Here is a 25,140-nt window from a genome sequence, read left to right as displayed (position 1 = left end):
TGAAACTAGAATACTACACTGTGGGTTTCTAAAACACTCGACTTTTTCACCCAATTTTTTCATAAACTAGCTCAATACCTCAATAGACTTCCTGCAAAACTAGAATCCTAGTTCATGATTGATAATGCCAGCAATCAAATTCATTCGTAATCCGAAGCGTTTACGATGATTTCGATAGGTTGTTGAAAACATTTTAAACGTTTTTACTTTGGCAAAGATGTTCTCAACCTTGCTTCTCTCCTTGGATAGCGCATGGTTATAGGCTTTATCTTCAGCTGTTAGCGGCTTGAGTTTGCTGGATTTACGTGGAGTTTGTGCTTGAGGATATATCTTCATGAGCCCTTGATAACCACTGTCAGCCAAGATTTTTCCAGCTTGTCCGATATTTCTGCGACTCATTTTGAACAACTTCATATCATGACAATAGTTCACAGCGATATCCAAAGAAACAATTCTCCCTTGACTTGTGACAATCGCTTGAGCCTTCATAGCGTGAAATTTCTTTTTACCAGAATGATTCGCTAATTGTTTTCTTAGGGCGATTGATTTGTACTTCCGTCGCATCAATCATTACCGTGTCCTCAGAACTGAGAGGAGTTCTTGAAATCGTAACACCACCTTTGAACAAGAGTTACTTCAACCCATTGGCTCCGACGGAGTAAGTTGCTTTCGTGGATACCAAAATCAGCCGCAATTTCTTCATAAGTTCGATATTCTCGCACATATTGAAGAGTGGCCATAAGAAGGTCTTCTAGGCTTAATTTAGGTTTTCGTCCACCTTTTGCGTGTTTAAGTTGATAAGCTGTTTTTAATACAGCTAACATCTCTTCAAAAGTGGTACGCTGAACACCAACAAGACGCTTAAATCGTGCATCAGTTAGTTGTTTACTTGCTTCATCATTCATAGAACTACTATACCATATTTTATTTCGCAGGAAGTCTAATATTGTCAAATACTGGAACGCTCATTGCTGGGATACAGAATAAGATTGGCCCAGCTTCGATAACTGGGATACCTGGTTCAAAACCAAGGTCTGTTGCAGCGATTGGTGTAAAGATATCGTAACCTTTCATAAGGTCTTCGTTTACATCTTTCACCATGACTGCATCACAGTGAACATCATAACCACGGTTTGAAAGTTCTTCTTCTAGAGCACTTTTAATTTGGTGACTTGAGTTAACACCTGCACCGCAGGCAGCAAGAATTTTAATCATATAGACTTCCTCCGATTTTATTTTTTAATAGACAAGATTAAGCGATTGCTCCATCTATATAAGCATAAAGTTTTTCTGGTTCGGAAATTTTTGATAGGTCTTCAAGATGTCCATTTCCTGTGAAAAAGTCCATCAACTGAGCCAGAATATTTGTTTGACTTGAACTTGAATTGTTAATGATAAAGAAGAGTAGGGATACTTCTACTTCCTTATCAGGAGCTATCATATTGTGAAAAGTTACTGGTTTTTCTAATCGAACAACCACCACTTTCTCAGCTAGATTATGAACAATATCTGTGTGAGGAATCGCTACATTTGGCAAGTTCTTTCCTAGAAATTCCATATCTAAACCAGTTGGAAATGACTTTTCACGCGTGATCAAGGCTTCACGATAAGTTGGAGTGACAATTTATCGTTCTTCCAACAAGCTTGCTACCTGATCAAAGAGTTGTTCTTGATTATCCGCTTCTAAGCAAAACACAAGGTTTTTGTCAAAGAAATAATCTAATACCATAAGGTTTTCCCTTCTTTCCATTAACTTTATGCCATAAGTATAACACTATATGAAATCGTTGTTAATTACTTTCTGTTCTTTTTTGTCTCTTTTTTATATTTTTGTTTTGTTTATAGTTTGTTATATAAAAATAAACACACAAACAGATACTCCAAGCATTTTTCTGTTCTAATACTCAATGAAAATCAAAGAGCAAACTAGGAAGCTAGCCGCAGGTTACTCAAAACACAGTTTTGAGGTTGTAGATGAAACTGACGAAGTCAGTAACCATACATACGGTAAGGCGACGCTGACGTGGTTTGAAGAGATTTTCGAAGAGTATAAAAACTAAAAAAGCAGACCATCTAAGCCTGCTTTACTATTGATTCTTATATAAATTTCCTGTGAACAAGGAAAGGCATTTCTGATAACTTATTCTTCATCCATACTCAAGACGCTGAGGAAGGCTTCTTGCGGAACTTCAACTGATCCGATGGATTTCATGCGTTTCTTACCAGCTTTTTGTTTTTCAAGGAGTTTACGCTTACGAGAAACGTCACCACCATAACATTTAGCAAGTACGTTCTTACGAAGGGCCTTGATATCAGTACGAGCGACAATCTTGTGTCCAATAGCCGCTTGGATTGGAACTTCAAATTGTTGGCGAGGGATGATTTTCTTGAGTTTATCAACGATGAGTTTCCCACGTTCGTAGGCAAAGTCCTTGTGAACGATAAAGCTGAGGGCATCCACCTTATCTCCATTGAGAAGGATATCCATTTTCACCAGCTTAGATGGGCGATATTCTGACAATTCGTAGTCAAAGCTTGCATAACCACGTGTCGAAGACTTAAGTTTATCAAAGAAGTCAAAGACAATTTCAGCAAGAGGAATTTGATAGATAACATTGACACGGTTATCATCAATATAGTCCATAGTCACAAAGTCCCCACGCTTACGCTGAGCTAGCTCCATTACTGCTCCGACGAACTCCTGTGGTACCATGATTTGCGCCTTGACATAAGGCTCTTCAATGGTCGCAATCTTAGTTGGGTCTGGAAACTCAGATGGGTTAGACACATCCATAGACTCACCGTCGGTCAAATTAACTTTGTAAATAACAGACGGAGCTGTCATGATGAGGTCAATATTGAACTCACGCTCTAAACGTTCCTGGATAACATCCATATGGAGAAGTCCAAGAAATCCACAACGGAAACCAAATCCAAGTGCCTGAGATGTTTCTGGTTCAAACTGAAGACTAGCATCATTCAGTTGCAATTTTTCAAGCGCTTCACGCAGGTCATTGTACTTGTTTGATTCGATTGGGTAGAGACCCGCAAAGACCATAGGATTCATCTGCTTATAACCATGTAATGGTTCTGCCGCAGGATTGGTTGCCAAGGTAACGGTATCACCCACACGAGTATCCTGAACCGTCTTGATAGACGCCGCAATGTAACCAACATCACCAGTCGCAAGGAAATCACGACCAACCGCTTTGGGTGTAAAAATACCGACTTCGGCCACATCAAAGGTCTTACTATTGCTCATGAGCTGAATCTTATCACCAGGTTTGACCACTCCGTCCATGACACGTACTTGGAGGATAACCCCACGGTAAGCATCGTAAACAGAGTCGAAAATCAAGGCCTTAAGTGGCGCCGTCACATCACCCGTTGGTGCTGGTACTTTTTCTACAATTTGCTCGAGGATTTCTTCAATCCCAATACCAGCCTTGGCAGAAGCCAAAACTGCTTCACTGGCATCCAAACCAATCACATCTTCAATCTCTGTACGCACGCGCTCCGGATCTGCAGCCGGCAGGTCAATTTTATTAATGATAGGCATGATTTCCAAATCATTATCCAAAGCCAGATAAACGTTGGCAAGAGTTTGAGCCTCAATTCCTTGAGCCGCATCGACCACCAAAATAGCACCCTCACAGGCAGCTAGCGAACGTGAAACTTCATAGGTAAAGTCAACGTGCCCTGGTGTGTCAATCAAGTGGAAAATATAAGTTTCCCCATCTTTTGCAGTGTAATTCAACTCGATGGCATTCAACTTAATAGTAATTCCACGTTCCCGCTCTAGATCCATGCTATCCAAAAGCTGGGCCTGCATTTCACGACTTGAAACCGTCTCTGTTTTTTCCAAAATGCGGTCTGCTAGAGTTGATTTTCCGTGGTCAATATGGGCGATAATAGAGAAGTTACGGATCTTCTCCTGTCGTTTTTTCAATTCTTCTAAGTTCATGATTCTCTTCCTTTCAGGGTATCTATTTATTATAAATTGTTTTTGATATTTTGACAAGACCATACCCTGCTAGGAGTACTAATCTTCAGCGACAAAGCCGTCATTTTCGATAAAGTGGTGTTCTGTCATTCCTTGGTCTGTAAAGACAATCCCGTGAAGGACACCACCATAAACAGCTCCTCCATCCATTCCAATCTTGCCATCTTCTGTAGTCCAAAGCTCAGATGTACCGCGTTCTTGCTGTAACAAACCATAGACCGGTGTATGACCGAAGACAATGGTTTTTCCAGTATGATTTTCAGCTCCGTGGAATGGTTTTCTAAGCCATACTTTTTTATAATCTGTTGTTTCATGCCAGTCGTCCAAGGTCAAATCAATACCTGCGTGAACAAAGATATACTTGTCTGTCTCTACTACAAATGGCATTTGACGAATGAATTCGACCAAGTCTGCCGCTTCAGCGGCAACCCGCTTGGCATCTTCTACTCCATCAACTGGTGCATCCAAGGGACGACCTAGGATAGAGTTAATGGTTGTATCTCCACCATTGCGACGATAATGGTCATAACTTTCTTCTGGGTCATCTAGCCAAGTCAAAAACATATACTCGTGGTTTCCAGACAAACAGATAGCCCCTTGATTGTCCACCAAGTCCTTGACCATTTCAAGAACACGGTGACTATCCTCACCTCTGTCAATCAAATCACCTAGAAAGAGCAACTGGGTCTGACCATCCCAGGTTTTAAGAAGGTCTTCCAGCATCCCAGCTTTTCCGTGAACATCTCCAATTACATAATAATCTGTCATCTTATTTCTCCCTGTTTCTCAACAATTCTCTGGCTTGCGTCAGGGCTGCTTCTGTCACATCATCACCTGCCAACATCTTGGCAACTTCCTCCACTCGCTCTTCGACTGTCAAGAGACGAACAGTCGAAACCGTTGAATGGTCATTACTAATCTTCTCAATAAAGAATTGATAATCTGCAATCGCAATTACTTGTGGCAAATGGGAGATAGCCAAAACCTGACCATACTGACCAATTTTATGAATTTTCTGAGCAATAGCTTGAGCAACACGACCTGAAACTCCCGTATCCACCTCATCAAAGACAATGCTAGTCTTGCCTTCTTTACGTGAAAAGGCAGACTTAATGGCTAACATGAGACGAGATAATTCCCCTCCAGAAGCAACCTTAACCAAGGGTTTAAAGTCTTCTCCAGGGTTGGTTGAAATATAAAACTCAACCATTTCATTTCCCTCACGACTGAATTTTCCCTTACTAAAACGAACCTGAAACTGGGCTTTTTCCATATAAAGATCTTGCAGTTCTTGTTTAATCTCAGCTTCGAGTTGCTGAGCCAAATTATGACGAGCAGAAGCAAGTTGACCTGCCAAATTGACAAGATTGACTTCCAACTTCTTAAGCTCTGCTTCCATGTCCTCAGACGAAAGATTATTGCCTGTCAAGAGATTGTATTCTTCCGTAATCTTGGCAAAATAAAGCAAAACATCATCAACAGTCCCACCATACTTACGAGTAATAGTATGAAGGAGGTCCAAACGATTCTCAACCTGCATGAGGCGATTGCCATCAAAATCAAGGTCCTCAATGATAGCTTCCAAACGTTTGCTAATGTCTTCTAAAACATAGTAGGTCTCAGACAGAGAGCTTGAAATTTCACGGTATTCAGGATCATACTCTTCGACACTTTCCATGTCATTCATAGCTGAACGAACATTGGCCAGACTTGAAAAATCTTCATTGTCCAACATACTGTAGGCATTGGTCAGTGTATCCGCAATATTTTTGTGGTTGAGGAGTTTATCTCGCTCTTGATTGAGAGCCAAGTCTTCTCCAGCCTGCAAGTTTGCTGCCTCAATCTCTGCCATTTGAAATTCCAACATTTCGATACGTGCCTTGTGTTCCTGTTGGTTTTTCTTGACTTCCAGAACCTGCTTGCGCATTTTCCGATAGGCATCAAAACTCGTTTGATAGGTTTCTTTCAAGTCCCAAAAAGCGGCATCACCAAATTCATCCAACATCTGGATATGCAGTTGGGGACGCATTAACTCCTCATGGTCATGCTGACCATGAATATCTACAAGATGTTGCCCAATAGCTCGCAAAACAGACAGATTAACCATCTGACCATTTACACGGCTGATACTACGACCATTTTGCAAGATTTCCCGACGGATGATAATTTCATCACCTAATTCTAAACCTTGCTCATCAAAAATTTCCTGTAAAAGACGACTATTCTCAACTGAGAAAAGCCCCTCAATCTCTGCCTTTGGTGCACCATGACGAATAACATCTGTCGTCGCACGAGCTCCCAACATCATATTCATGGCATCAATGATAATCGACTTCCCTGCACCCGTTTCACCAGTCAGGACAGTCATCCCCTTTTCAAAATTGAGGGAAATAGCCTCAATAATGGCAAAGTTTTTTATCGAAATTTCAAGTAACATATAGACCTACCAATTTTTTACTTGTTCAAAGATTTCCTCTGCTAGACTTCCACTTCTGGCAATGACTAAAATCGAGCTATCATCAGTCAAACAGCTAAAAATCTTGTCTGCAAAAGTCTCGATTAACTGAGCTTTTACAAAAGCCGTATTTCCTGGAATAACTTGGAGATTGATCATCTTATCCATCAATTCAGCCGATTCGATATTGTCTTCAGCCAGTTGCAGACTTTTTACGATTGATTTTGGCAATTCGTAGACATAGGTGTTGTCTCTCAAAGGAATTTTGACAATACCTAACTCTTTGATATTTCGGGATACCGTCGCCTGAGTGGCAGTGATACCTGCTTCTTTCAAATGTTCTACAATTTCTTCTTGCGTGCCGATTTGATAATCTGTCACCAATCTTCTAATTTTTTCAAGTCTCTCTTTTTTATTCATTTTTAAATTGACTATGCGCCCTCTCTACTGCTTCTTTAATCTCAGCAAGAATCTGATTGCTTGCTGACTTTTCTTTTTTCAAATACGCTAAAAATTCAATATTTCCATGTCCACCTTGGATGGGAGAAAAGTCCAAGCCAAGGACTGAAAAACCTACCTCTACTGCCATAGCTGTTACAGATTCAAGGACATTCTGATGAACCTTAGCATCTCGAATAATTCCATTTTTCCCAATCTGCTCACGTCCTGCCTCAAACTGAGGTTTGACAAGTGCTACCACCTGACCTTGATCAGCCAAGACACGGTGCAAGGCTGGCAAAATCAGACTAAGGGAAATGAAACTCACATCAATACTGGCAAAGCTCGGCTCCTGCTCGAAATCAGTCTTTTCAGCATAGCGGAAATTGAACTGCTCCATGCTGACAACTCGTGGGTCTTGGCGTAATTTCCAAGCCAACTGATTGGTACCAACATCGACTGCAAAGACCAACTTGGCACTATTCTGTAGCATGACATCGGTAAAACCTCCAGTAGAGGCCCCGATATCAATCGTAGTCGCGCCATCCACCGACAAATCAAAGACCTGCAAGGCCTTTTCCAGTTTCAAACCACCACGGCTGACATACTTGAGTTTCTCCCCCTTGAGTTTTAATTCGGTATCATCTGGAATTTTCTCTCCTGGCTTGTCAAACCGTTCTCCATTAAGGACTGCTACGACTAGGCCAGCCATCACACCTCGCTTGGCCTGCTCTCTCGTTTCAAACAACCCCTGTTTATAAGCTAGTACATCCACTCTTTCCTTAGCCATTGATTCTCAAACTTTCTACTACACTTACAATCGATTCTGTTTCAAAGGGAACCTGCTGGGCAATTTCTTCCAATTTTTCATTAGCTTGATCCAGGGTTTGGTTACAAAAGGCAATGGACTCTTCCAAGCCCAACAAGGCAGGATAGGTTGATTTTTCTGCCTGCAGATCCTTTTGAGGTGTCTTACCGATTTCCTCAAAACTAGCTGTCACATCCAGTACATCATCTCTGACTTGAAAAGCAAGTCCAATCAATTCACCCACAGTTTTCAGCTTCACCTGCATTTCAGGTGACAATTCAGCTATAATAGCTGCCGCTTGGAAGGGATAGGCTAGTAACTTCCCAGTCTTATTGGCATGAATAGTCTGAAGTTCTTCCAGAGACAAGTGCTGGTGTTCGCCCTCCATATCCAAAACTTGCCCTGCCACCATACCCAGACTACCTGAAGCAAGGGATAAGTTGGCAATCAAGTCCACCTTGATCTGACTTGGCAAATCTGCCTGCGCAATCAAGGCATATGGGTCTAAGAATAAGGCATCTCCAGCCAAAATGGCCATAGCTTCACCGAATTTCTTGTGATTGGTTAACCGCCCTCTTCGATAATCGTCATCATCCATAGCAGGAAGGTCATCGTGAATCAAGCTCCCTGTATGAATCATCTCCAAGGCAGTAGCTACCTGCGCGTGAGCAGGTTTGATGGCAACCTGCAAGGCTTCCAGAACTTCTAACAAGAGAAAAGGCCGAATACGCTTGCCACCAGCATGAATAGAATAGAGAACAGACTCCCGTAAACTAGAGGCAAACTGCTGGTCTCCATAAAAATCTTCCAAAGCCGACTCGACAAGAGCTAATTTTTCTTGCTTTTTCATTCAAAATCACTTTCTGTTCCGTCTTCTTGCATGACCTTGACCAAGGTCTTTTCAGCCTTGTCCAGCGTAGCTTGGAGCTCTTTTGACAAGACCATGCCCTTTTGAAAGGCAGTAATCGCATCTTCCAGAGCAATTTCACCATTTTCCAAACTTTGGACAATGGTTTCCAGTTCTGCTAGATTTTCCTCAAATTTCTTTTGTTTTGACATCTTTAACCTCTAATTCTACTTGACCATCTCGCATCAAAAGCGTTACTTGGTCTTTTTTCTTCAAACTCTCAACCGAATCTACAACGGACTCTTCTTTTTTGACAATAGCATAACCACGCGCCACGATTCGGCTAGTATCCAACATGAGCAAAGCTTCCGAAAGTCGCTTGGCCTCAGCAACCTTGGCGTCATAAACTAACGCCATTTGGCTACCTAAGAGCTTGTCCAACTGTCCTAAACGGTCTTGATAGCGTTGGATTTTGGTAACAGGTGATAATTGTACTAATTGATGAGTTCTTGCTTGAACTAATTGTTTGTTATCAGAAATCCGAGTTCGCAAACTTTGTTTCAAACGCAGTTGCAGTTGGTCCAAGCGTTGCAAATAACCGTCATACAAGCGCTCAGGTTGTCTAAAGATAACAGACTGACTGCATTTTTTCAAAGCCTCTTGTTTCTTAGATAGAACATTTCGGACTGCCGTTACCATCCGTTTTTCCTGATTTTGCAAATGAGCTAATACATCCAACTTGGTCACAGGTGTTGCCAGTTCAGCCGCCGCTGTTGGCGTTGCAGCGCGTCGATCTGCCACAAAATCTGCCAAGGTCACATCCGTTTCATGCCCCACACTAGAGATAACTGGCAAACGAGATTCAAAAATAGCTCGTACCACAATTTCTTCGTTAAAGGCCCAGAGATCCTCAATAGAACCACCTCCACGACCAATAATGAGCAAATCCAAATCGTCCCGTTGATTAGCACGCGCAATATTTCTAGCAATTTCCTCCGCAGCCCCTTCACCTTGAACCTTGGTCGGATAAAGAAGGATGTCAACACCTGGGAATCGCCTGCTGACGGTCGTGATAATATCTCGAATAACGGCTCCACTACGGCTGGTTACTACCCCAATTCTCTTAGAAAATTGGGGCAGAGCTTGCTTGAAGCGTTCTTGAAACAGGCCTTCTTCTGTCAATTTTTTCTTAAGTTGTTCAAACTGAATCGCAAGCGCCCCAACCCCATCAGGCTCAGCTTTTTCAATGATGATGGAGTAGCTACCACTTGGTTCATAAACCTGTACACGCCCAATCACATTGATCTTCATTCCTTCTTCCAGGTCAAACCCTAATTTCTGATAAATCCCAGACCAGATGGTCGCTTGAATAACTGCATGGTCATCCTTTAGGGAGAAATATTGGTGAGTAGGTCGTTTACGAAAGTTGGAAACTTGACCAGTTAAATAGACCCGTTCCAAGTATGGGTCTTTATCGAATTTCATTTTCAGATACTTGGTCAAAGTTGTTACCGATAAATACTTTTCCATCTCCACCTACTATTCATTTACTTGCTCTTTCATGGGTATTATTATACCAAAAATATGCCTAAAAATCTCCATTTATGTACCATTATGAGGGAAAAATAGAAAAAGGAGGCAAGGCCTCCACATGTGATTATTTGCTGTTTCGAGCTTCTTCCAAAATCTTTGCAATCTTGGTCGTCAACAGGTCGATAGCCACGGTATTGCTAACCCCTTCAGGAATGACGATATCAGCATAACGCTTAGTTGACTCGATAAACTGGTGGTACATTGGTTTGACCACACCTAAGTACTGGTTAATAACGCTATCAAGGCTACGGCCACGCTCCTCCATATCACGCTTGATACGACGAATAATGCGCACATCGTCATCCGTATCCACAAAAATCTTGATATCCATCAAATCGCGCAGACGCTTGTCCTCCAAGACCAAAATGCCCTCAACGATAAAGACATCTTGAGGCTCCTGACGATAGGTCTTGCTACTCCGTGTATGCTCTGTATAGTCGTAGGTCGGGATGTCCACCGGACGCCCTGCCAACAATTCCTTAATCTGCTCGATCATCAAGTCTGTATCAAAGGCAAAAGGATGGTCATAGTTGGTTTTGACACGCTCTTCAAAGGTCAAATGAGACTGATCCTTGTAGTATGAATCATGCTCAATCATGGAAATCTTTTCATCAGGAAAATGCGATAAAATGGCTCTTGAAACACTGGTTTTACCACCACCAGAACCACCTGTCACTCCAATAATGATTGGTCTATTTTGCATGCTATCCTCCGTTATTTTATCCGTCGTCTATTCTATCACATTTTTTACAAAATTTATAGTCTCATCAGCAAAAAACACCAGAGTCTTCCCTCTGATGTTCGACAGTTTTAACGAAAGCCCTGTAGGGTTTGAGCAAGCATCTGCAAGAAAGCCAGTCTCCCTCTTTCCTGGCTAGGAGCTTTGGCAATCCATAAACCAAAATCAATGACAGACTTAGGTGCCTGGTAATGATGCGTCATGAGGTAAAGTGACAACCCTTGACTCAAATTGGCCATGACCGTTTGGTATTTTTCATTTCTGTCTAAATTTTGTATAGCAAGACGAAACAGGTGACTCAACTCACTATTTTCATTTATTTCTTTTTGTTGAAGAAGTTGCTCCACCCTTTCTCGAAACTCATTTCGCATCATGGAATTATCACACCAAATTCTGGGCCTAAGTTCCCACCAGAACCTGTAATGGACTCTAAATATTTATCTGAAAGAATTTTAAATTGCTTCATTTCACACCTCTAAATTTCTATATAGATTATTTGAGTACCTACAACTCGCAACAATTGGAATATTATAATTCCCAAAACCATTCTACTATTAGTATGGGGTTTTAGCAAGCAATTGTTATCTATCACCCGATTTTTATTCCTAAACGATCTAGCTAAAAACCTTCCTTGGCTTATAGAGATTGCCCCGTTTTTCTAGAATGGCTAACAATTTATCATCTTCAAAGGCAGCCAGTTCTTTGTCCGTTTGGTCTAGCTCAATAAAACGACCAAAGCGAACTTCTGTAGCCTCTTCTGGAGTTAGGAAAACTTTGACAAGGTCACCTGTCCCAATCTCTAAAGGATGGAGAAAATCTAATTGCCCAGCCTCTACTTTTTCAGCAATTTCCTCCAAGGCAAGAGCGTCTTCTAATTGTAAGCCAGCAGCACTAGTACGAGTCAAATGGGACATATGAGCCGCATAACCAAGCTTTTCACCCAAATCAACTGACAAAGTACGGATGTAAGTCCCTTTACTGCATTTTACACGAAAAGTGAATCGGGCAAGTTGGCCATCATAAGAAATCGGACTTGTTCGCTCAAATTGATAAATGGTCACCTGACGTTCTGGACGCTCCACTTCCTGACCAGCACGCGCATACTCATAGAGCTTGCGACCATTAACCTTAACTGCCGAATACATAGGGGGAATCTGGGTAATAGGCCCAGTCAAGCTAGCAATCGCTTCATCAACAAGCTTTTCATCCAAGGGAGACAAAACAGGGGTTTCTGCGATCACTTCCCCACTAGCATCCTCAGTCGTCGTGGAATAACCCAGAGTAATTTCCCCCTCATAGATCTTACCCTCGTCCTGCATAAACTCGGCCATGCGTGTCGCCTTGCCAACCGCAATCGGCAAAACACCCACCACATCCGGATCCAAGGTTCCACCATGACCAATTTTCTTGGTTCCCAAAATCTTACGCAGTTTAAAAACCGCATCATGCGAGGTCATTCCTGCTTCTTTTTTTAAGTTGATAATACCGTTCATTTTTGCTTTCTACTCCCCCTTCAGTGCTTCGAACTTCGCTTTCATTGTTGGATTTTTCCGGGTCAATTTTTTAACAGAGACATCTTCCAATTTGTTGTTAGCTAGACGGAGTTGGTTTTCAGATGTAGTCAGGAATTTCTTAACCTCTTCCATGCGTTTGATGGCCTTGTCGATTTCATCAATAGCTTTTCCAAAGTTAGTCGAAGCTGAATTATAGTTCTTAGCAAAAGCTAGCTTAAAGGCATCCAAATCTTCCTCAAAATGCGTAATGTCAATATTTTGCTCGCGAACCAAGGCCAACTCCTGCTTGTATTTTAGGGAATTTAGCGCCGCATTACGTAAGAGACCAATCAATTGGATAAAGAATTGAGGACGAACAACATACATTTTTTCATACTCGTGACTGACGTCAACAATCCCTGTGTTAAAGTAGTCATTATCAGCCTCAAGCATGGTCACCAAAACGGCATACTCACAGTTCTTCTCCCGACGGTCCTTGTCCAATTCCTTGTAAAAATCTGCATTCTTGTGCTTCTTCTCTGTTCCGTCCGCTTCATTTTTCATCTCAAACATGATAGAAATGATTTCAACTCCATTTTCATCACACTCACGGAAGATAAAGTCCCCTTTAGACCCACGCGAAGAGACCTTGTTATCCTTCTCAAAGTAAGCATTTGGAAAGGCGAAACTACGAACCTTGTTAAACTCACTCTCTGCATACTGTTCTAGGCTTTCCCCAATCGCTTTTGTAGATTGTTGAGCCTTAAAATTCTTATAAAACTCGACTTGTTCACTGGCTGCTTTGAGCTGGGCTTCGTAGTTTTGCTTAACAGAAGCCAAAGACAACTCATTTTCCTTTTCTTGCAGTAGGAGCTGATTTTTGACCTGATTGCGTTCTTTTTCTAGGTCAGAAAGGGTCTTTTGCAATTGATTTTCATGCTCCAAACGCAAGGTCGCCAACTGGTTTTCCAAGGCCTGTACTTCCTTGTCCTTAGCCAATAAGGCCTGATGGCTTGTCTGTTCAACTTCTTTCTTGGCCAATTCTTTTTCTGTATCAAAGTTTTGGATTTGACTCTGCAATTGCGCAATTTCTTGATCCTTCTGAGCCAGTTTAGTCTGTTGCTCATTCATAGCCTTTTGCTCAGCCAAGGCCAGTTCCTGCCTCATCCTATCGTGTAGTTCCTTATCAAACTCTGCCGTTCTCACTTGGGACAAAAGTTCAGCATACTGGCTTTCATTTACTGTAAAGACTTCCCCACAGTTGGGACATTTGATTTCGTTCATTACATTCCTCTTTCTAGACTTCTGTAACCATTATATCATGCCTGAGGGAAAATCAAAAACAGTGAGTCAAAACCCACTGTTTATCTTCTTTTACTTTAAATTTTTTCCAAGGCTAAGCGTAAGTCTTCAATCAAATCTTCTACATTTTCAAGACCGATAGACAAGTGGATTTGATTTGGTGTGACACCTGCTGCTTCTAGGTCTTTTTCTGACAATTGACCGTGAGTGATTGTTGCTGGATGGACAACAAGCGATTTAGCATCTGCCGCGTTTGCAAGGTCAGAAAAGATTTCTAAATTATCAATGGCCTTGCGTGCTTCTTCCTCGTCACCTTTGACGTGGAAGGTAAAGATTGAACCGACACCTTTTGGCAAGTATTTCTCAGCCAATGCATGATAAGGACTATCTGCAAGTTTTGGATAATTTACCTTTTCTACCTTAGGATGGTTGACAAGAAAATCAACAATTGTCTCAGCATTTTGTACATGGCGTTCCACACGAAGTGAAAGGGTTTCAAGTCTTTGTAGCAAGAGGAAAGCATTGAATGGTGACAAGGCTGCACCTGTATCACAAAGCAATTGAACTCGAACAGCTATAATAAAGGCTACTGCACCCACATCACGAGTATAGCTCAAATTGTGGCAGCTTGAACCCTCGTCAACAAATTGAGGGAATTTCCCTGAAGCCATCCAGTCAAAACGACCACTATCGACAATTATTCCTCCAATAGTTGTACCATGCCCACCGATAAACTTAGTCGCAGAGTGAATGGCAATGTCAACGCCATGAGAGAAGACGTTAATCAAATAAGGTATTGCAAAAGTATTGTCTGACACAAGTGGGATTTGATGTTTATGAGCAATCTCTGCCAGTTTTTCCAGGTCTGGAATATTAATCAAGGAGTTACCCAAGGTTTCAATCAAGACAAGCTTGGTATTGTCTTTGATAACTGCTTCTACTTCCTCCAAATTATCAACATCGACAAAGGTTGTTGTGATACCATAACGAGGAAGGGGTTCTTTCAAAAGATTGAAGGTTCCACCGTAAATAGTCGAAGCAGCCACTACATGGTCACCAGCATGGGCAAGCGCCAAAATCGTATAAGTCACTGCAGTCATACCTGATGCTGTTGCTAGCGCTTCAACACCACCTTCAAGGGCAGCTGTTGTAGGATTGGTGATACGAGTATAAATGTTCCCTGGTTTCCTCAAGGCAAACAGATCGGCACCTTCCTACGTGTCATCAAAAACAAAAAATGTTGTTTGATAAATCGGCACTGCACGAGACTTAGTAGCTGGAGCCACAACTTGACCAGCATGTAGTTGTAGAGTTTCAGATTTAAAATCACAAGTCATAAGGTGACCTCCATATCATTTTATTAAGGATATTGTAGCACCTTGAGTTATAGTTTACAAATATCAGTTTTCTATATTTTGATATAAGAAATAGCTATTACCTTATTTTGAAAATGAAAAAAGCACGACTCAATCGTGCTCATTTTCTTAATCTACATAAGTATCTTCGTTTTTATTGAGGAAGGCATATGGAAGACCCATCAAGAAGCCTCCTCCGATAAAGTTTCCGATGAAAGTCACACCCCAGTGGCGAAGCATATTTCCAACACCGAAGTTGGCAATTGAATCCGCAGCAACACTGAATTTCACAATCGCGAAAGAAGCAAAGTTCGCCGCAATGTGCTCGTTTGTTAAGAATACAAACATGTAAATAGCTGACAACACAAGCCAAAGTTTGGCACCACCATCTTTGACCAAAATAAATGACAGAATCGCAATATTTACGAAAATATTTGCCAAAATCGCCTCAAGCAAGACCAATTCATTTGAGCGGCCTAACTTCATCTCAACAACACCTGAGATGAAACTATCGTGTGTCAGATTCGCATAGGCTGCCGAATGAGCAAAGCCCCACCCTGCTATCAAGGCTCCGATAAGGTTGAACAAGGTACAGTATAGTAAAATCTCAGCTGTTTTTCTCCAAGAGATTTTTTTTAAGAAACTACCAGCAGTCAAGAACATCATGTTTGAAGTGACCAACTCGGCATTCAAAAAAACAATGTAGGCCAAGCCCCAAGCAAAAACGAATGGAAAGAGGAAGCGTCCACTACCTGGTGCAATTTTATTAATCAAGTCAGCCCCAACTGCACCTGCAGCAGTACTGAAGGTTAAAAATGCACCTGCGAACATCGAACGAATCGCATACTTAAATTTGCTTTGACTATAAAGACTTTCTTTCTTATTGCAAGCAAATTCAATCTTTGAGATAAATTCTGAAGAAACCATAATAAACTCCTAAATCTTTTTTCTTGATAATTATATCACAAACTTTAGGTTTTAGGAAGCGTTTTCTGTATTTCATAAAAGTTTATAGTAGATTGAAACTAGAATAGTACACCTCTACTTCTAAAACATTGTTAGAAATCGATTTGACTGTCCTGAACGATTCGTCCTATTCTTATTTCATTTTACTATATTTTTATGAAAATCTTAAAAAATCAGTGAAATCCATGATTTCACTGATTTGTATTAATAAAATTGTTTATATGGTTGATTGAAAGCTGTTAGAATTTCATCAGATGTTTGTGAATAATCTTTTGTTTCTTTCAAATCACCTTTGACAATAATACGTTCTGTAGCAGCAAGGTCTTCACAGGTTACTAATGTGATTTCATTGACCCCATCTCTATCATCAACTTCATCAACACGATCCGGTGTCACACGTTTGACTTCACGTATTTCATAAGTATAAACTTTATTTTTATCGGTTAGATAAATCTTCATGCCATTTTTAGCATTATCTAAAGGAGAAAATAACATTTTATTAGCATTATCAACACCAAAGATATGGTGACTAGCTAGACTATAATTTCCTTCTCCCATTACTTGCTCGCGTTTCATTGTACCAGCTCCGTAGAAGAGATTAACATTATCAAGTCCTTTAAAAATCGGCAAATTCATTTCCAATTCAGGAATTGCAATTCCCCCAATAACTGGTAATTTTTGAGCATCCCATTGAGAAGTTAGAACAGCTTCCGAAGAGATAGCTTTGACAGAATCAAAGTCAAAATTGCCTTCTGTATCCTGATTTTCTTCTAATTTTTCTTTTGATACCTGGCTAACTTGATACTTATTGGTATTCCAGACTATGAAAATATTTCGAATTTGAGTATTAAAAATCAAAGCCAGTGACAGTAATATCAGAAATCCTGCTAGGATATTTGTCAGCAGATTTTTTCGCTTGTTTTTCTTTTTATTATTTTTTTGAGACATTATTCTTCACCTTCTGTTTCGTTTTCTGTCCCAACTTCTTCTTTTTCTGCCACCGCAACCGTTGTGAAAGTCACTATCTGAGCATCTTGATCCAGGCGCATTACTTTAACTCCCATAGTTGCACGTCCTGTTTGTGAAATATTGGCAAGATTGGTTCGAATCATGACACCTGTATCAGTGATAATCATCAAATCCTCATCCCCTTGAACAGTCATAAGACCGGCCAGCAAGCCATTTTTTTCGGTAATTTTAGCTGTCTGCATTCCCTTACCACCACGACCTTTTGTTGGGTATTCAGTAGCGACTGTACGCTTACCATATCCTTTTTCTGTGATAATAAGAACCTCATCTTGATCAGTAATCAAGCTGGCACCAACAACTGTGTCTCCTTCACGAAGGTTAACACCTTTTACACCAGTGGCGATACGACTCATACCACGAACGGCTGATTGATTAAAGCGAACTGCATAACCAAACTTGGTACCAATGATAATATCCATATCTCCTTCTGCCAACAAGACATTGATTAACTCATCTTCATCCTTTAAATTCAGCGCTTTGAGACCATTTTGACGAATATTGGCAAACTCCTTAACACTGGTTCTCTTCACAATACCGTGACGGGTTGTAAAGAAGAGATAAGCATCATCACTGCGATCAGACTCAACATTGATAACCGTCTGAATACTTTCGTCTTCATCCAATTTCAAGAGATTGACTACTGGTAGCCCTTTGGCAGTCCGACCATACTCAGGAATTTCATAACCTTTAAGACGATAGACACGTCCCTTGTTTGTGAAGAAGAGCAGATGATCATGGGTGCTAGTTGACACTAACTCACGAACAAAGTCATCATCTTTCACTCCCGTTCCTTGGACACCACGACCCCCACGTTTTTGAGCAGTGAACTCGTCCTGATCCAAACGCTTAATGTAGCCTCTGTTAGAAAGGGTAATCAAGACATCCGATTCTTCAATCAAGTCCTCATCCTCGAGACTCAAGACCTGTCCAATCATCAACTCTGTACGGCGCTTATCAGAAAATTTACGTTTAACTTCATCCAATTCGTCTTTGATAATTTGAGAAACACGTTCAGGCTTAGCAAGAATATCTGCTAAATCCGCAATCAGAGCCAAGAGGTCATCATACTCAGATTGAATCTTATCGCGTTCCAAACCTGTCAAACGACGAAGACGCATATCAAGGATAGCTTGACTTTGACGTTCAGAAAGCTTAAACTTGCTCATCAACTCAGCTTGAGCTTCCGCATCCGTTTCACTAGCACGGATGATACGAATCACTTCGTCGATATGGTCTAGCGCAATCAAGAGACCTTCTAAGATATGAGCGCGCGCTTCCGCTTTTTCCTTATCAAAACGTGTACGACGAACAACCACTTCTTTTTGGTGCTCGATATAAGCATCCAAAATCTGACGAAGAGACAAAATTTTCGGTATACCATTTTGGATAGCGAGCATATTGAAACCAAAATTGGTTTGCATTTGGGTCATTTTGAAGAGGTTATTGAGAATAACATTGGCTGAGGCGTCGCGCTTGACTTCAATAACAAATCGAACACCTTCACGGTTTGACTCATCACGTACTGCTGTGATACCCTCAATGCGTTTTTCCTGAACCAAGCGAACAATATGCTCATGCACCTTGGTTTTATTGACCATGTAAGGAAATTCTGTTACAACGATGCGCTCACGACCAGTCTTAGTCGTTTCAATCTCTGTACGAGAACGTAGGGCAATCGAACCTTTACCTGTTTCATAAGCCTTATGGATACCTGATTTCCCCATGACAAGAGCACCAGTTGGAAAATCTGGTCCAGGCAAGACTTCCATCAAGTCCTTGGTAGTCACTTCAGGATTATCCATGACCAACTTCACTGCATCAATGGTTTCACCCAGATTATGAGGTGGAATATTGGTTGCCATCCCAACCGCGATACCAGTTGCTCCATTAACCAAAAGGTTTGGAAAACGCGCTGGCAAGACCAAGGGTTCCCGTTCATTGGCATCATAGTTATCAACGAAATCAACTGTATTTTTGTTGATATCACGAAGCATTTCCAGAGCAATCTTGCTCATACGTGCCTCGGTATAACGTTGAGCGGCAGCACTATCTCCATCCATGGAACCAAAATTCCCGTGACCATCTACAAGCATGTAACGGTAGCTCCACCATTGAGCCATACGGACCATGGCTTCATAAATAGAGGAATCCCCGTGTGGGTGATATTTACCCATGACATCCCCTGTAATACGAGCAGATTTTTTATGGGGTTTGTCTGGGGTCACACCCAATTCATTCATTCCGTAGAGAATGCGACGGTGAACAGGTTTTAAGCCATCTCGAACATCAGGAAGAGCTCGCGCTACGATAACACTCATGGCGTAGTCGATAAAACTTGCCTTCATCTCCTTTGTCAGATTGACATTCACTAAATTTTTATCCTGCATTAATAAATGCCTCATTTCACAATTAGTAAGTAACAACATTATACCATAAATTCCCATCTATTTCAGCCTCTAAACCACTAAAACGTTTACATCGAGAACTATAAGGCATATTCGTGACAAAGTTTTTTAAAAGTGATAGAATGAAGTTGTCTAGGGAAAATCCCCTAATAAAATTAAGGAGATGTTTAAAACAATGACTTCAACTAAACAACACAAAAAAGTTATCCTTGTCGGTGATGGTGCTGTAGGTTCATCTTACGCTTTTGCACTTGTTAACCAAGGAATTGCACAAGAGCTTGGAATTATCGAAATTCCACAATTGCATGAAAAAGCTGTTGGTGATGCGCTTGACCTTAGTCACGCCCTTGCCTTCACTTCACCTAAAAAAATCTATGCAGCTCAATACTCTGACTGTGCAGACGCTGACCTTGTTGTGATCACTGCAGGTGCACCTCAAAAACCAGGTGAAACTCGTCTTGACCTTGTAGGTAAAAACCTTGCTATCAACAAATCAATCGTAACTCAAGTTGTTGAATCTGGTTTCAAAGGTATCTTCCTTGTTGCTGCTAACCCAGTTGACGTTTTGACTTACTCAACTTGGAAATTCTCTGGTTTCCCTAAAGAACGCGTTATCGGTTCAGGTACTTCACTTGACTCAGCTCGTTTCCGTCAAGCACTTGCTGAAAAATTGGATGTGGATGCTCGTTCAGTGCACGCCTACATCATGGGTGAACACGGTGACTCTGAGTTCGCTGTTTGGTCACACGCTAACATCGCTGGTGTAAACCTTGAAGAATTCCTTAAAGACACTCAAAATGTTCAAGAAGCTGAATTGATTGAATTGTTCGAAGGTGTTCGTGATGCAGCCTACACAATCATCAACAAAAAAGGTGCAACATACTACGGTATCGCAGTAGCCCTTGCTCGTATCACTAAAGCAATCCTTGACGATGAAAACGCAGTACTTCCACTTTCAGTATTCCAAGAAGGTCAATACGGAGTTGAGAATGTCTTTATCGGTCAACCAGCTGTTGTTGGTGCACATGGTATCGTTCGTCCAGTAAACATTCCATTGAACGATGCAGAAACTCAAAAAATGCAAGCATCTGCTAAAGAATTGCAAGCTATTATTGACGAAGCATGGAAAAATCCAGAATTCCAAGAAGCTTCTAAAAACTAATTTAACTATAGACAACTCCTTGAATCATCAGGGAGTTGTTTTTTTTCTGTATTATAGTAGGTTGAAGTTGAAATAGCACCCTATCACTCTAAAACGTTGTTATAAAATGCTTTAAATTCCTAATTGATTTGTTCAGATTTTATTTTATTTCTCTATAAAACGCATAGTATCAAGTTTTTATACCTGATAATATGCGTTCTATTGTGTCAAGACTTACTTGATTTCTCCTCGAATCAAGTTTTGTTTTGTCTCACCTTTATGATATTTTTTCAACTAAGTCTTTTATCATTCAATGTAGTTCTTCGATTTTTTCAGATTGTTTCTCTATTAATATTCTTTGGCTCGATAATTCGTCTTTGAGTTTATCAAGTTTTATCTGTTCATCTGGATTATCCTTTACAAAAAAGTTCGTCAAGGTACTCGTTAACATTCCTATTGTCCCAATACCGACAAGCATTAATAAGACAGCTAACCATTTACCAAAAATTGAAGTAGGAACAACATCACCATAACCAACAGTAGTTACCGTCACAAGAGCCCACCAGAGACTATCTGAGAAGGATTTTTCTTCAACAACGGATAAAATCGAACTCCCTACTAGAACAATAAAGATATTAACATATAAGATATAAATCAGGCCATTTGTCCGTAAGAATCTACTAATTTTTCTTTCTAATTTACCTATAAGTCCAATTATTCTAAGTAAACGAGTCAGTTTCAGTAATTTTGTTAGTTTAACTAAACGAAAGATACGCCCTAATCGAAAAACTGTGAAAATAGCATTTAAAGGGAGAATAGCCAATAAATCAAAAATATTTTCAAGAATAAAGCGCCATTTTCTTTTAGTAATAAAAAAGCGCCAACTATAATCAATTACAAAAACACCCCAGATTACTAAATCAATAATACTATAAGGCGGATTGTCCAAATCAATCATCTCAGCAAATCCAAGTAATACCAGAATAACAGAGATTAAAGCAAGTAAAATAATTGTTGTATCATAATAATCTGCAAAAAAGCATTTTTTCTTCAAATTTTTACTCTCCTTACTTTCTATATTGTTATTACTCAGCTTTAATTCAATAAATATCTCTCCGATGACCAACTTCTAGAGTAGCAACGACTAATTCATCATCTACAATTTGTACGATAACTCGATAATTACCAATTCTATAGCGCCATTGACCAACGCGATTACCAACCAAAGCCTTTCCGTGTCGTCTTGGGCCTTCCAAAACATTGGTTTGTAAATAGTTTGTAATTAGCTTCTGCGTATAACGGTCCAATTTTTTCAATTGCTTGATAAAACGTCTTGTTGGAACTAATTTATACAAATTATTCATCCTTCAAGCCTAAATCATGCATCATTTCTTCCCAAGTAATGGGTTCAACTCCTTTTTCCAAGTCTTCTAAATACTCTTGATAGGCTAAATTTGCCACACGAGCATCGTATTCATCTTCTAGGGCTTCAAGAGTTTTGGTGCGAATAAGTTCCGAAAGGGAAACTCCTTCAAACTTAGCCATTGCTTTCATAAATGTTTTATCAGCTTCAGAAACTTTTAATGTAATAGTAGTCATCTTTTGTGCTCCCTTTTTTAATGGTAACACCATTGTATTACTTTTTAGGTGTTCAGTCAATATAAAAAGAACACCTTCTCAGCGTTCTTTTTATATCTCTGTCAATGGTGTTGCGGTATCTGGTGAGGTATCATAAACCTTAAAGTCTACTCCGACTCCCAGATCAGCTTGAGCCAGCTGATTGACCATGGTCATATGAGCCAGTTCCTTGATATTATTTTCCTTAGATAAATGCCCAAGGTAAATCTTCTTAGTACGATTTCCTAGCGTCCGAATCATAGCTTCAGCACCGTCCTCGTTAGAAAGGTGACCAAGGTCAGATAGGATTCGTTGTTTGAGTCGCCAAGCGTAAGAACCTGATCGCAAAATCTCTACATCATGGTTGGCCTCGATAAGATAGCCATCCGCATTTTCGACAATGCCCGCCATACGGTCACTGACATAACCTGTATCTGTCAAAAGGACAAAACTCTTATCATCCTTCATAAAGCGATAGAACTGCGGTGCGACTGCATCATGGCTTACACCAAAACTCTCGATGTCGATATCTCCAAAGGTTTTGGTTTTACCCATTTCAAAAATATGCTTTTGCGAAGAATCCACCTTGCCAAGATATTTACTATTTTCCATAGCTTGCCAGGTCTTTTCATTGGCATAAAGATCCATACCATACTTGCGAGCCAAAACGCCTACTCCATGGATATGATCTGAATGCTCATGGGTAATCAAGATGGCATCCAGGTCTTCTGGCTTACGGTTAATTTCAGCTAGCAGACTGGTAATTTTCTTGCCAGACAAGCCTGCATCTACTAAAAGCTTATTTTTTGAGGTTTCCAGATAAAAAGAATTTCCACTGGAACCCGACGCTAAAATACTGTATTTAAAGCCTATTTCACTCATTCTAGTCTTCTACTTCATCCTCCCATACTTCTTCTTTCACTGCATCCTTATCATAAGGGAGCACAATGGTAAAGGTTGAACCCTTGCCGTATTCACTCTTGGCCCAAATAAAGCCCTTATGTTGTTTGATAATTTCTTTAGCGATAGACAGTCCTAGACCTGTACCACCTTGTGCACGACTTCTAGCACGATCCACACGATAGAAACGGTCAAAGATACGTGGTAAATCCTGCTTAGGAATCCCCAAACCGTGGTCAGAAATGGATAAAATCATCTGGTCTTCAGTTGTCTTCATTCTGACAGTGATTTTACCCCCATCTGGCGAATATTTAATAGCATTATTTAAAATATTGTCGACAACCTGCGTCATCTTATCTGTATCAATTTCCATCCAGATAGAATTGATGGGATAATCTCTCACCAACTCATATTTTTTCTCCTTTTCCTGTCCTTTCATCTTGTCAAAACGATTGAGGATAAAGGTAATAAAAGCAGTGAAGTTAATCAGTTCCACATCTAGGTGACTGGTAGCATTATCAATACGTGAAAGATGGAGGAGATCCGTCACCATGCGCATCATACGGTTGGTCTCATCAAGAGAAACCTTGATAAAGTCTGGTGCTACAGTTTCACACAAAGCCCCCTCATCCAAGGCTTCAAGATAGGATTTTACGCTAGTCAGAGGAGTCCGTAACTCATGGCTAACATTGGAAACAAAGAGTCTTCGTTCGCGTTCTTCCTTCTCCTGCTCCGTCGTATCATGCAAAACAGCCACCAAACCTGAAATAAAGCCAGACTCTCGACGTATCAAGGCAAAGCGAACTCGAAGGTTCAAATATTCACCATTGATATCTTGGGAATCTAGCAACAATTCTGGACTTTGGGTAATCAAATCACGCAATTCATAGTTTTCTTCTATCTTGAGCAATTCCAAAATGCTTCTATTCAGAACATCTTCCTTAACCAACCCCAGTTGCTTCTTGGCTGTATCGTTAATCATGATAATCTGACCCCGACGGTTGGTCGCAAGAACCCCATCTGTCATATAAAACAGAATACTATTTAGCCTCTTACTCTCTTGTTCTAGATTTTCCTGAGTGAGACGAATAACCTCCGACAAGTCATTCAAATTATTGGTAATATTGGTGATTTCAGACCCACCTTGCATATCAAGAACCTTGGAATAATCTCCTGCAATCAAATCTTTAACCTTTTGATTGATTTGCTTCAACTGAATATTATCACGTCTATTTTCCAGTAATAAGAGGGTCACAACAAGGATGAAACCTAACAAAATCAGGATAAAGATAAAATCTCTGGTAAAAATGGTTTGTTTCAGTAAATCAAGCATTATTTCTCATGTAATACCCTACACCACGGCGTGTCAAGATATACTCTGGTCGGCTGGGCGTATCTTCAATCTTCTCACGCAGACGTCGTACAGTCACATCAACTGTACGGACATCACCAAAATAGTCATAACCCCAGACAGTCTCAAGCAAGTGTTCGCGCGTGATGACTTGACCTGTATGCGATGCTAAATGATACAAAAGCTCAAATTCACGATGGGTTAAGTCTAGTTCTTCGCCATATTTTTTAGCCACGTAGGCGTCTGGAACAATTTCTAAATCCCCAATTTGGATAGGTTGAGGTTTACTATCTGCTTCCTGACCATCTACTGGCATAGGTTGAGAACGACGCAGAAGAGCTTTAACACGCGCCTGCAACTCACGATTGGAGAAGGGTTTCGTTACATAGTCATCTGCCCCAAGTTCCAAACCGATAACCTTATCAAATTCACTATCTTTGGCTGAAAGCATAAGAATGGGCACACTGCTTGTCTTACGAATGGTCTTAGCAACTTCTAAACCATCAATTTCTGGAAGCATCAAATCCAGAATAATAATATCTGGTTGCTCTGCTTCAAATTGCTCTAGCGCTTCACGACCATTAAAAGCAGTTACAACTTCGTAACCTTCCTTGGTCATATTAAACTTGATAATATCCGAGATTGGTTTCTCATCATCTACAATTAGTATTTTTTTCATATGTTCACCTTTTTCTCTA

General features: G+C 40.5%; 24 protein-coding genes and 3 pseudogenes. 2 read left to right on the top strand and 25 right to left on the bottom strand.

Translation table 11 applies throughout. The features are described 5' to 3' along the window. Positions 1-99: 99 nt before the first annotated feature. From AT689_RS11900 to AT689_RS07915, 3 genes and pseudogenes are all read right to left on the bottom strand, one after another. Positions 100-905: pseudogene (locus AT689_RS11900) on the bottom strand (IS5 family transposase). Between the two features lie 19 nt (positions 906-924). Continuing rightward, entirely contained in the window at positions 925-1,215 is a 291-nt protein-coding gene (locus AT689_RS07920; protein WP_000590558.1) for a PTS sugar transporter subunit IIB, read from the bottom strand. A gap of 37 nt (positions 1,216-1,252) precedes the next feature. Further along, a pseudogene (locus AT689_RS07915) lies at positions 1,253-1,729 on the bottom strand (PTS sugar transporter subunit IIA). Between the two features lie 178 nt (positions 1,730-1,907). On the opposite strand from AT689_RS07915, the gene AT689_RS13505 reads away from it, so the two are divergent. Further along, on the top strand, positions 1,908-2,060 hold the full coding sequence (locus AT689_RS13505) for a hypothetical protein (RefSeq protein WP_000693359.1): 153 nt from the start codon (positions 1,908-1,910) through the stop codon (positions 2,058-2,060). 80 nt (positions 2,061-2,140) lie between these two features. Here the strand turns inward: AT689_RS13505 and lepA are convergent, their stop codons facing one another. The 16 genes and pseudogenes from lepA to gyrA all read right to left on the bottom strand — a co-directional run bounded on the left by lepA (position 2,141) and on the right by gyrA (position 19,415). Then, on the bottom strand, positions 2,141-3,964 hold the full coding sequence (gene lepA / locus AT689_RS07905; RefSeq protein ID WP_001047204.1) for a translation elongation factor 4: 1,824 nt from the start codon (positions 3,962-3,964) through the stop codon (positions 2,141-2,143). A 78-nt stretch (positions 3,965-4,042) separates the two neighbouring features. Then, positions 4,043-4,771 (bottom strand): metallophosphoesterase family protein, encoded by a 729-nt coding sequence (locus tag AT689_RS07900; RefSeq protein ID WP_000133339.1) that lies wholly within the window; start codon positions 4,769-4,771, stop codon positions 4,043-4,045. Position 4,772: 1 nt separating this feature from the next. After that, on the bottom strand, positions 4,773-6,440 hold the full coding sequence (gene recN, locus AT689_RS07895) for a DNA repair protein RecN (RefSeq protein ID WP_000923572.1): 1,668 nt from the start codon (positions 6,438-6,440) through the stop codon (positions 4,773-4,775). Positions 6,441-6,446: 6 nt separating this feature from the next. After that, positions 6,447-6,878, bottom strand: coding sequence for an arginine repressor (locus tag AT689_RS07890; protein ID WP_001034417.1), 432 nt, complete (start codon positions 6,876-6,878; stop codon positions 6,447-6,449). After that, complete coding sequence (locus tag AT689_RS07885; RefSeq protein ID WP_001041079.1) at positions 6,871-7,686, bottom strand: TlyA family RNA methyltransferase; 816 nt, start codon at positions 7,684-7,686, stop codon at positions 6,871-6,873. The genes AT689_RS07890 and AT689_RS07885 overlap by 8 nt, the downstream gene beginning before the upstream one ends. Then, positions 7,679-8,554, bottom strand: coding sequence for a polyprenyl synthetase family protein (locus AT689_RS07880; RefSeq protein WP_000743809.1), 876 nt, complete (start codon positions 8,552-8,554; stop codon positions 7,679-7,681). Before AT689_RS07880 ends, AT689_RS07885 begins: the two co-directional genes overlap by 8 nt. Then, positions 8,551-8,763: an exodeoxyribonuclease VII small subunit gene (locus AT689_RS07875; RefSeq protein WP_000043230.1), complete on the bottom strand. Its 213-nt coding sequence runs from the start codon at positions 8,761-8,763 to the stop codon at positions 8,551-8,553. The genes AT689_RS07880 and AT689_RS07875 overlap by 4 nt, the downstream gene beginning before the upstream one ends. Further along, a complete protein-coding gene (gene xseA, locus AT689_RS07870) occupies positions 8,741-10,081 on the bottom strand; it encodes an exodeoxyribonuclease VII large subunit (RefSeq protein ID WP_000417464.1) in 1,341 nt (446 codons plus the stop codon). The genes AT689_RS07875 and xseA overlap by 23 nt, the downstream gene beginning before the upstream one ends. Positions 10,082-10,208: 127 nt before the next feature. Further along, complete coding sequence (gene udk, locus AT689_RS07865; RefSeq protein WP_001181378.1) at positions 10,209-10,847, bottom strand: uridine kinase; 639 nt, start codon at positions 10,845-10,847, stop codon at positions 10,209-10,211. 107 nt (positions 10,848-10,954) lie between these two features. Beyond that, positions 10,955-11,257: a bacteriocin immunity protein gene (locus AT689_RS07860; protein ID WP_000985093.1), complete on the bottom strand. Its 303-nt coding sequence runs from the start codon at positions 11,255-11,257 to the stop codon at positions 10,955-10,957. A 240-nt stretch (positions 11,258-11,497) separates the two neighbouring features. After that, a complete protein-coding gene (gene truB / locus AT689_RS07850) occupies positions 11,498-12,376 on the bottom strand; it encodes a tRNA pseudouridine(55) synthase TruB (protein ID WP_001013233.1) in 879 nt (292 codons plus the stop codon). A 9-nt stretch (positions 12,377-12,385) separates the two neighbouring features. Further along, positions 12,386-13,660 carry a DUF2130 domain-containing protein gene (locus AT689_RS07845; protein ID WP_001002635.1) on the bottom strand — a complete coding sequence of 425 codons (1,275 nt, stop codon included), beginning with the start codon at positions 13,658-13,660 and terminating at the stop codon, positions 12,386-12,388. A gap of 95 nt (positions 13,661-13,755) precedes the next feature. Then, positions 13,756-15,015, bottom strand: a pseudogene (locus tag AT689_RS07840) (O-acetylhomoserine aminocarboxypropyltransferase/cysteine synthase family protein). Positions 15,016-15,162: 147 nt separating this feature from the next. Further along, a complete protein-coding gene (locus AT689_RS07835; protein ID WP_000254796.1) occupies positions 15,163-15,960 on the bottom strand; it encodes a formate/nitrite transporter family protein in 798 nt (265 codons plus the stop codon). A 243-nt stretch (positions 15,961-16,203) separates the two neighbouring features. After that, positions 16,204-16,947 carry a sortase SrtA gene (gene srtA / locus AT689_RS07830; protein WP_000078846.1) on the bottom strand — a complete coding sequence of 248 codons (744 nt, stop codon included), beginning with the start codon at positions 16,945-16,947 and terminating at the stop codon, positions 16,204-16,206. Further along, a complete protein-coding gene (gene gyrA, locus AT689_RS07825; protein ID WP_001152988.1) occupies positions 16,947-19,415 on the bottom strand; it encodes a DNA gyrase subunit A in 2,469 nt (822 codons plus the stop codon). Before gyrA ends, srtA begins: the two co-directional genes overlap by 1 nt. Before the next feature lie 193 nt (positions 19,416-19,608). Here gyrA and AT689_RS07820 point away from each other — a divergent pair, with 193 nt between their 5' ends. Next, complete coding sequence (locus AT689_RS07820) at positions 19,609-20,595, top strand: L-lactate dehydrogenase (protein WP_000204727.1); 987 nt, start codon at positions 19,609-19,611, stop codon at positions 20,593-20,595. Positions 20,596-20,884: 289 nt separating this feature from the next. On the opposite strand, the gene AT689_RS07815 is transcribed toward AT689_RS07820, so the two are convergent. The 6 genes from AT689_RS07815 to yycF form a co-directional block, all read right to left on the bottom strand. Then, positions 20,885-21,628, bottom strand: a complete 744-nt coding sequence (locus AT689_RS07815) for a potassium channel family protein (RefSeq protein ID WP_000725952.1) — start codon at positions 21,626-21,628, stop codon at positions 20,885-20,887. 46 nt (positions 21,629-21,674) lie between these two features. Beyond that, positions 21,675-21,929, bottom strand: a complete 255-nt coding sequence (locus AT689_RS07810; protein WP_001823540.1) for a type II toxin-antitoxin system RelE family toxin — start codon at positions 21,927-21,929, stop codon at positions 21,675-21,677. 1 nt (position 21,930) lies between these two features. Further along, positions 21,931-22,173, bottom strand: a complete 243-nt coding sequence (gene relB / locus AT689_RS07805; RefSeq protein ID WP_012677101.1) for a type II toxin-antitoxin system RelB family antitoxin — start codon at positions 22,171-22,173, stop codon at positions 21,931-21,933. 90 nt (positions 22,174-22,263) lie between these two features. Further along, positions 22,264-23,073 carry an MBL fold metallo-hydrolase gene (locus tag AT689_RS07800; RefSeq protein ID WP_001289496.1) on the bottom strand — a complete coding sequence of 270 codons (810 nt, stop codon included), beginning with the start codon at positions 23,071-23,073 and terminating at the stop codon, positions 22,264-22,266. A gap of 1 nt (position 23,074) precedes the next feature. Then, a complete protein-coding gene (gene vicK / locus AT689_RS07795; protein WP_000886210.1) occupies positions 23,075-24,424 on the bottom strand; it encodes a cell wall metabolism sensor histidine kinase VicK in 1,350 nt (449 codons plus the stop codon). Continuing rightward, positions 24,417-25,121, bottom strand: a complete 705-nt coding sequence (gene yycF / locus AT689_RS07790; protein ID WP_000722076.1) for a response regulator YycF — start codon at positions 25,119-25,121, stop codon at positions 24,417-24,419. The genes vicK and yycF overlap by 8 nt, the downstream gene beginning before the upstream one ends. Positions 25,122-25,140: the final 19 nt, after the last annotated feature.

This window comes from Streptococcus pneumoniae, assembly GCF_001457635.1.
GTDB classification, from domain to species: Bacteria; Bacillota; Bacilli; order Lactobacillales; family Streptococcaceae; genus Streptococcus; species Streptococcus pneumoniae.
This window is presented reverse-complemented; position numbering and strand designations above follow the sequence as displayed.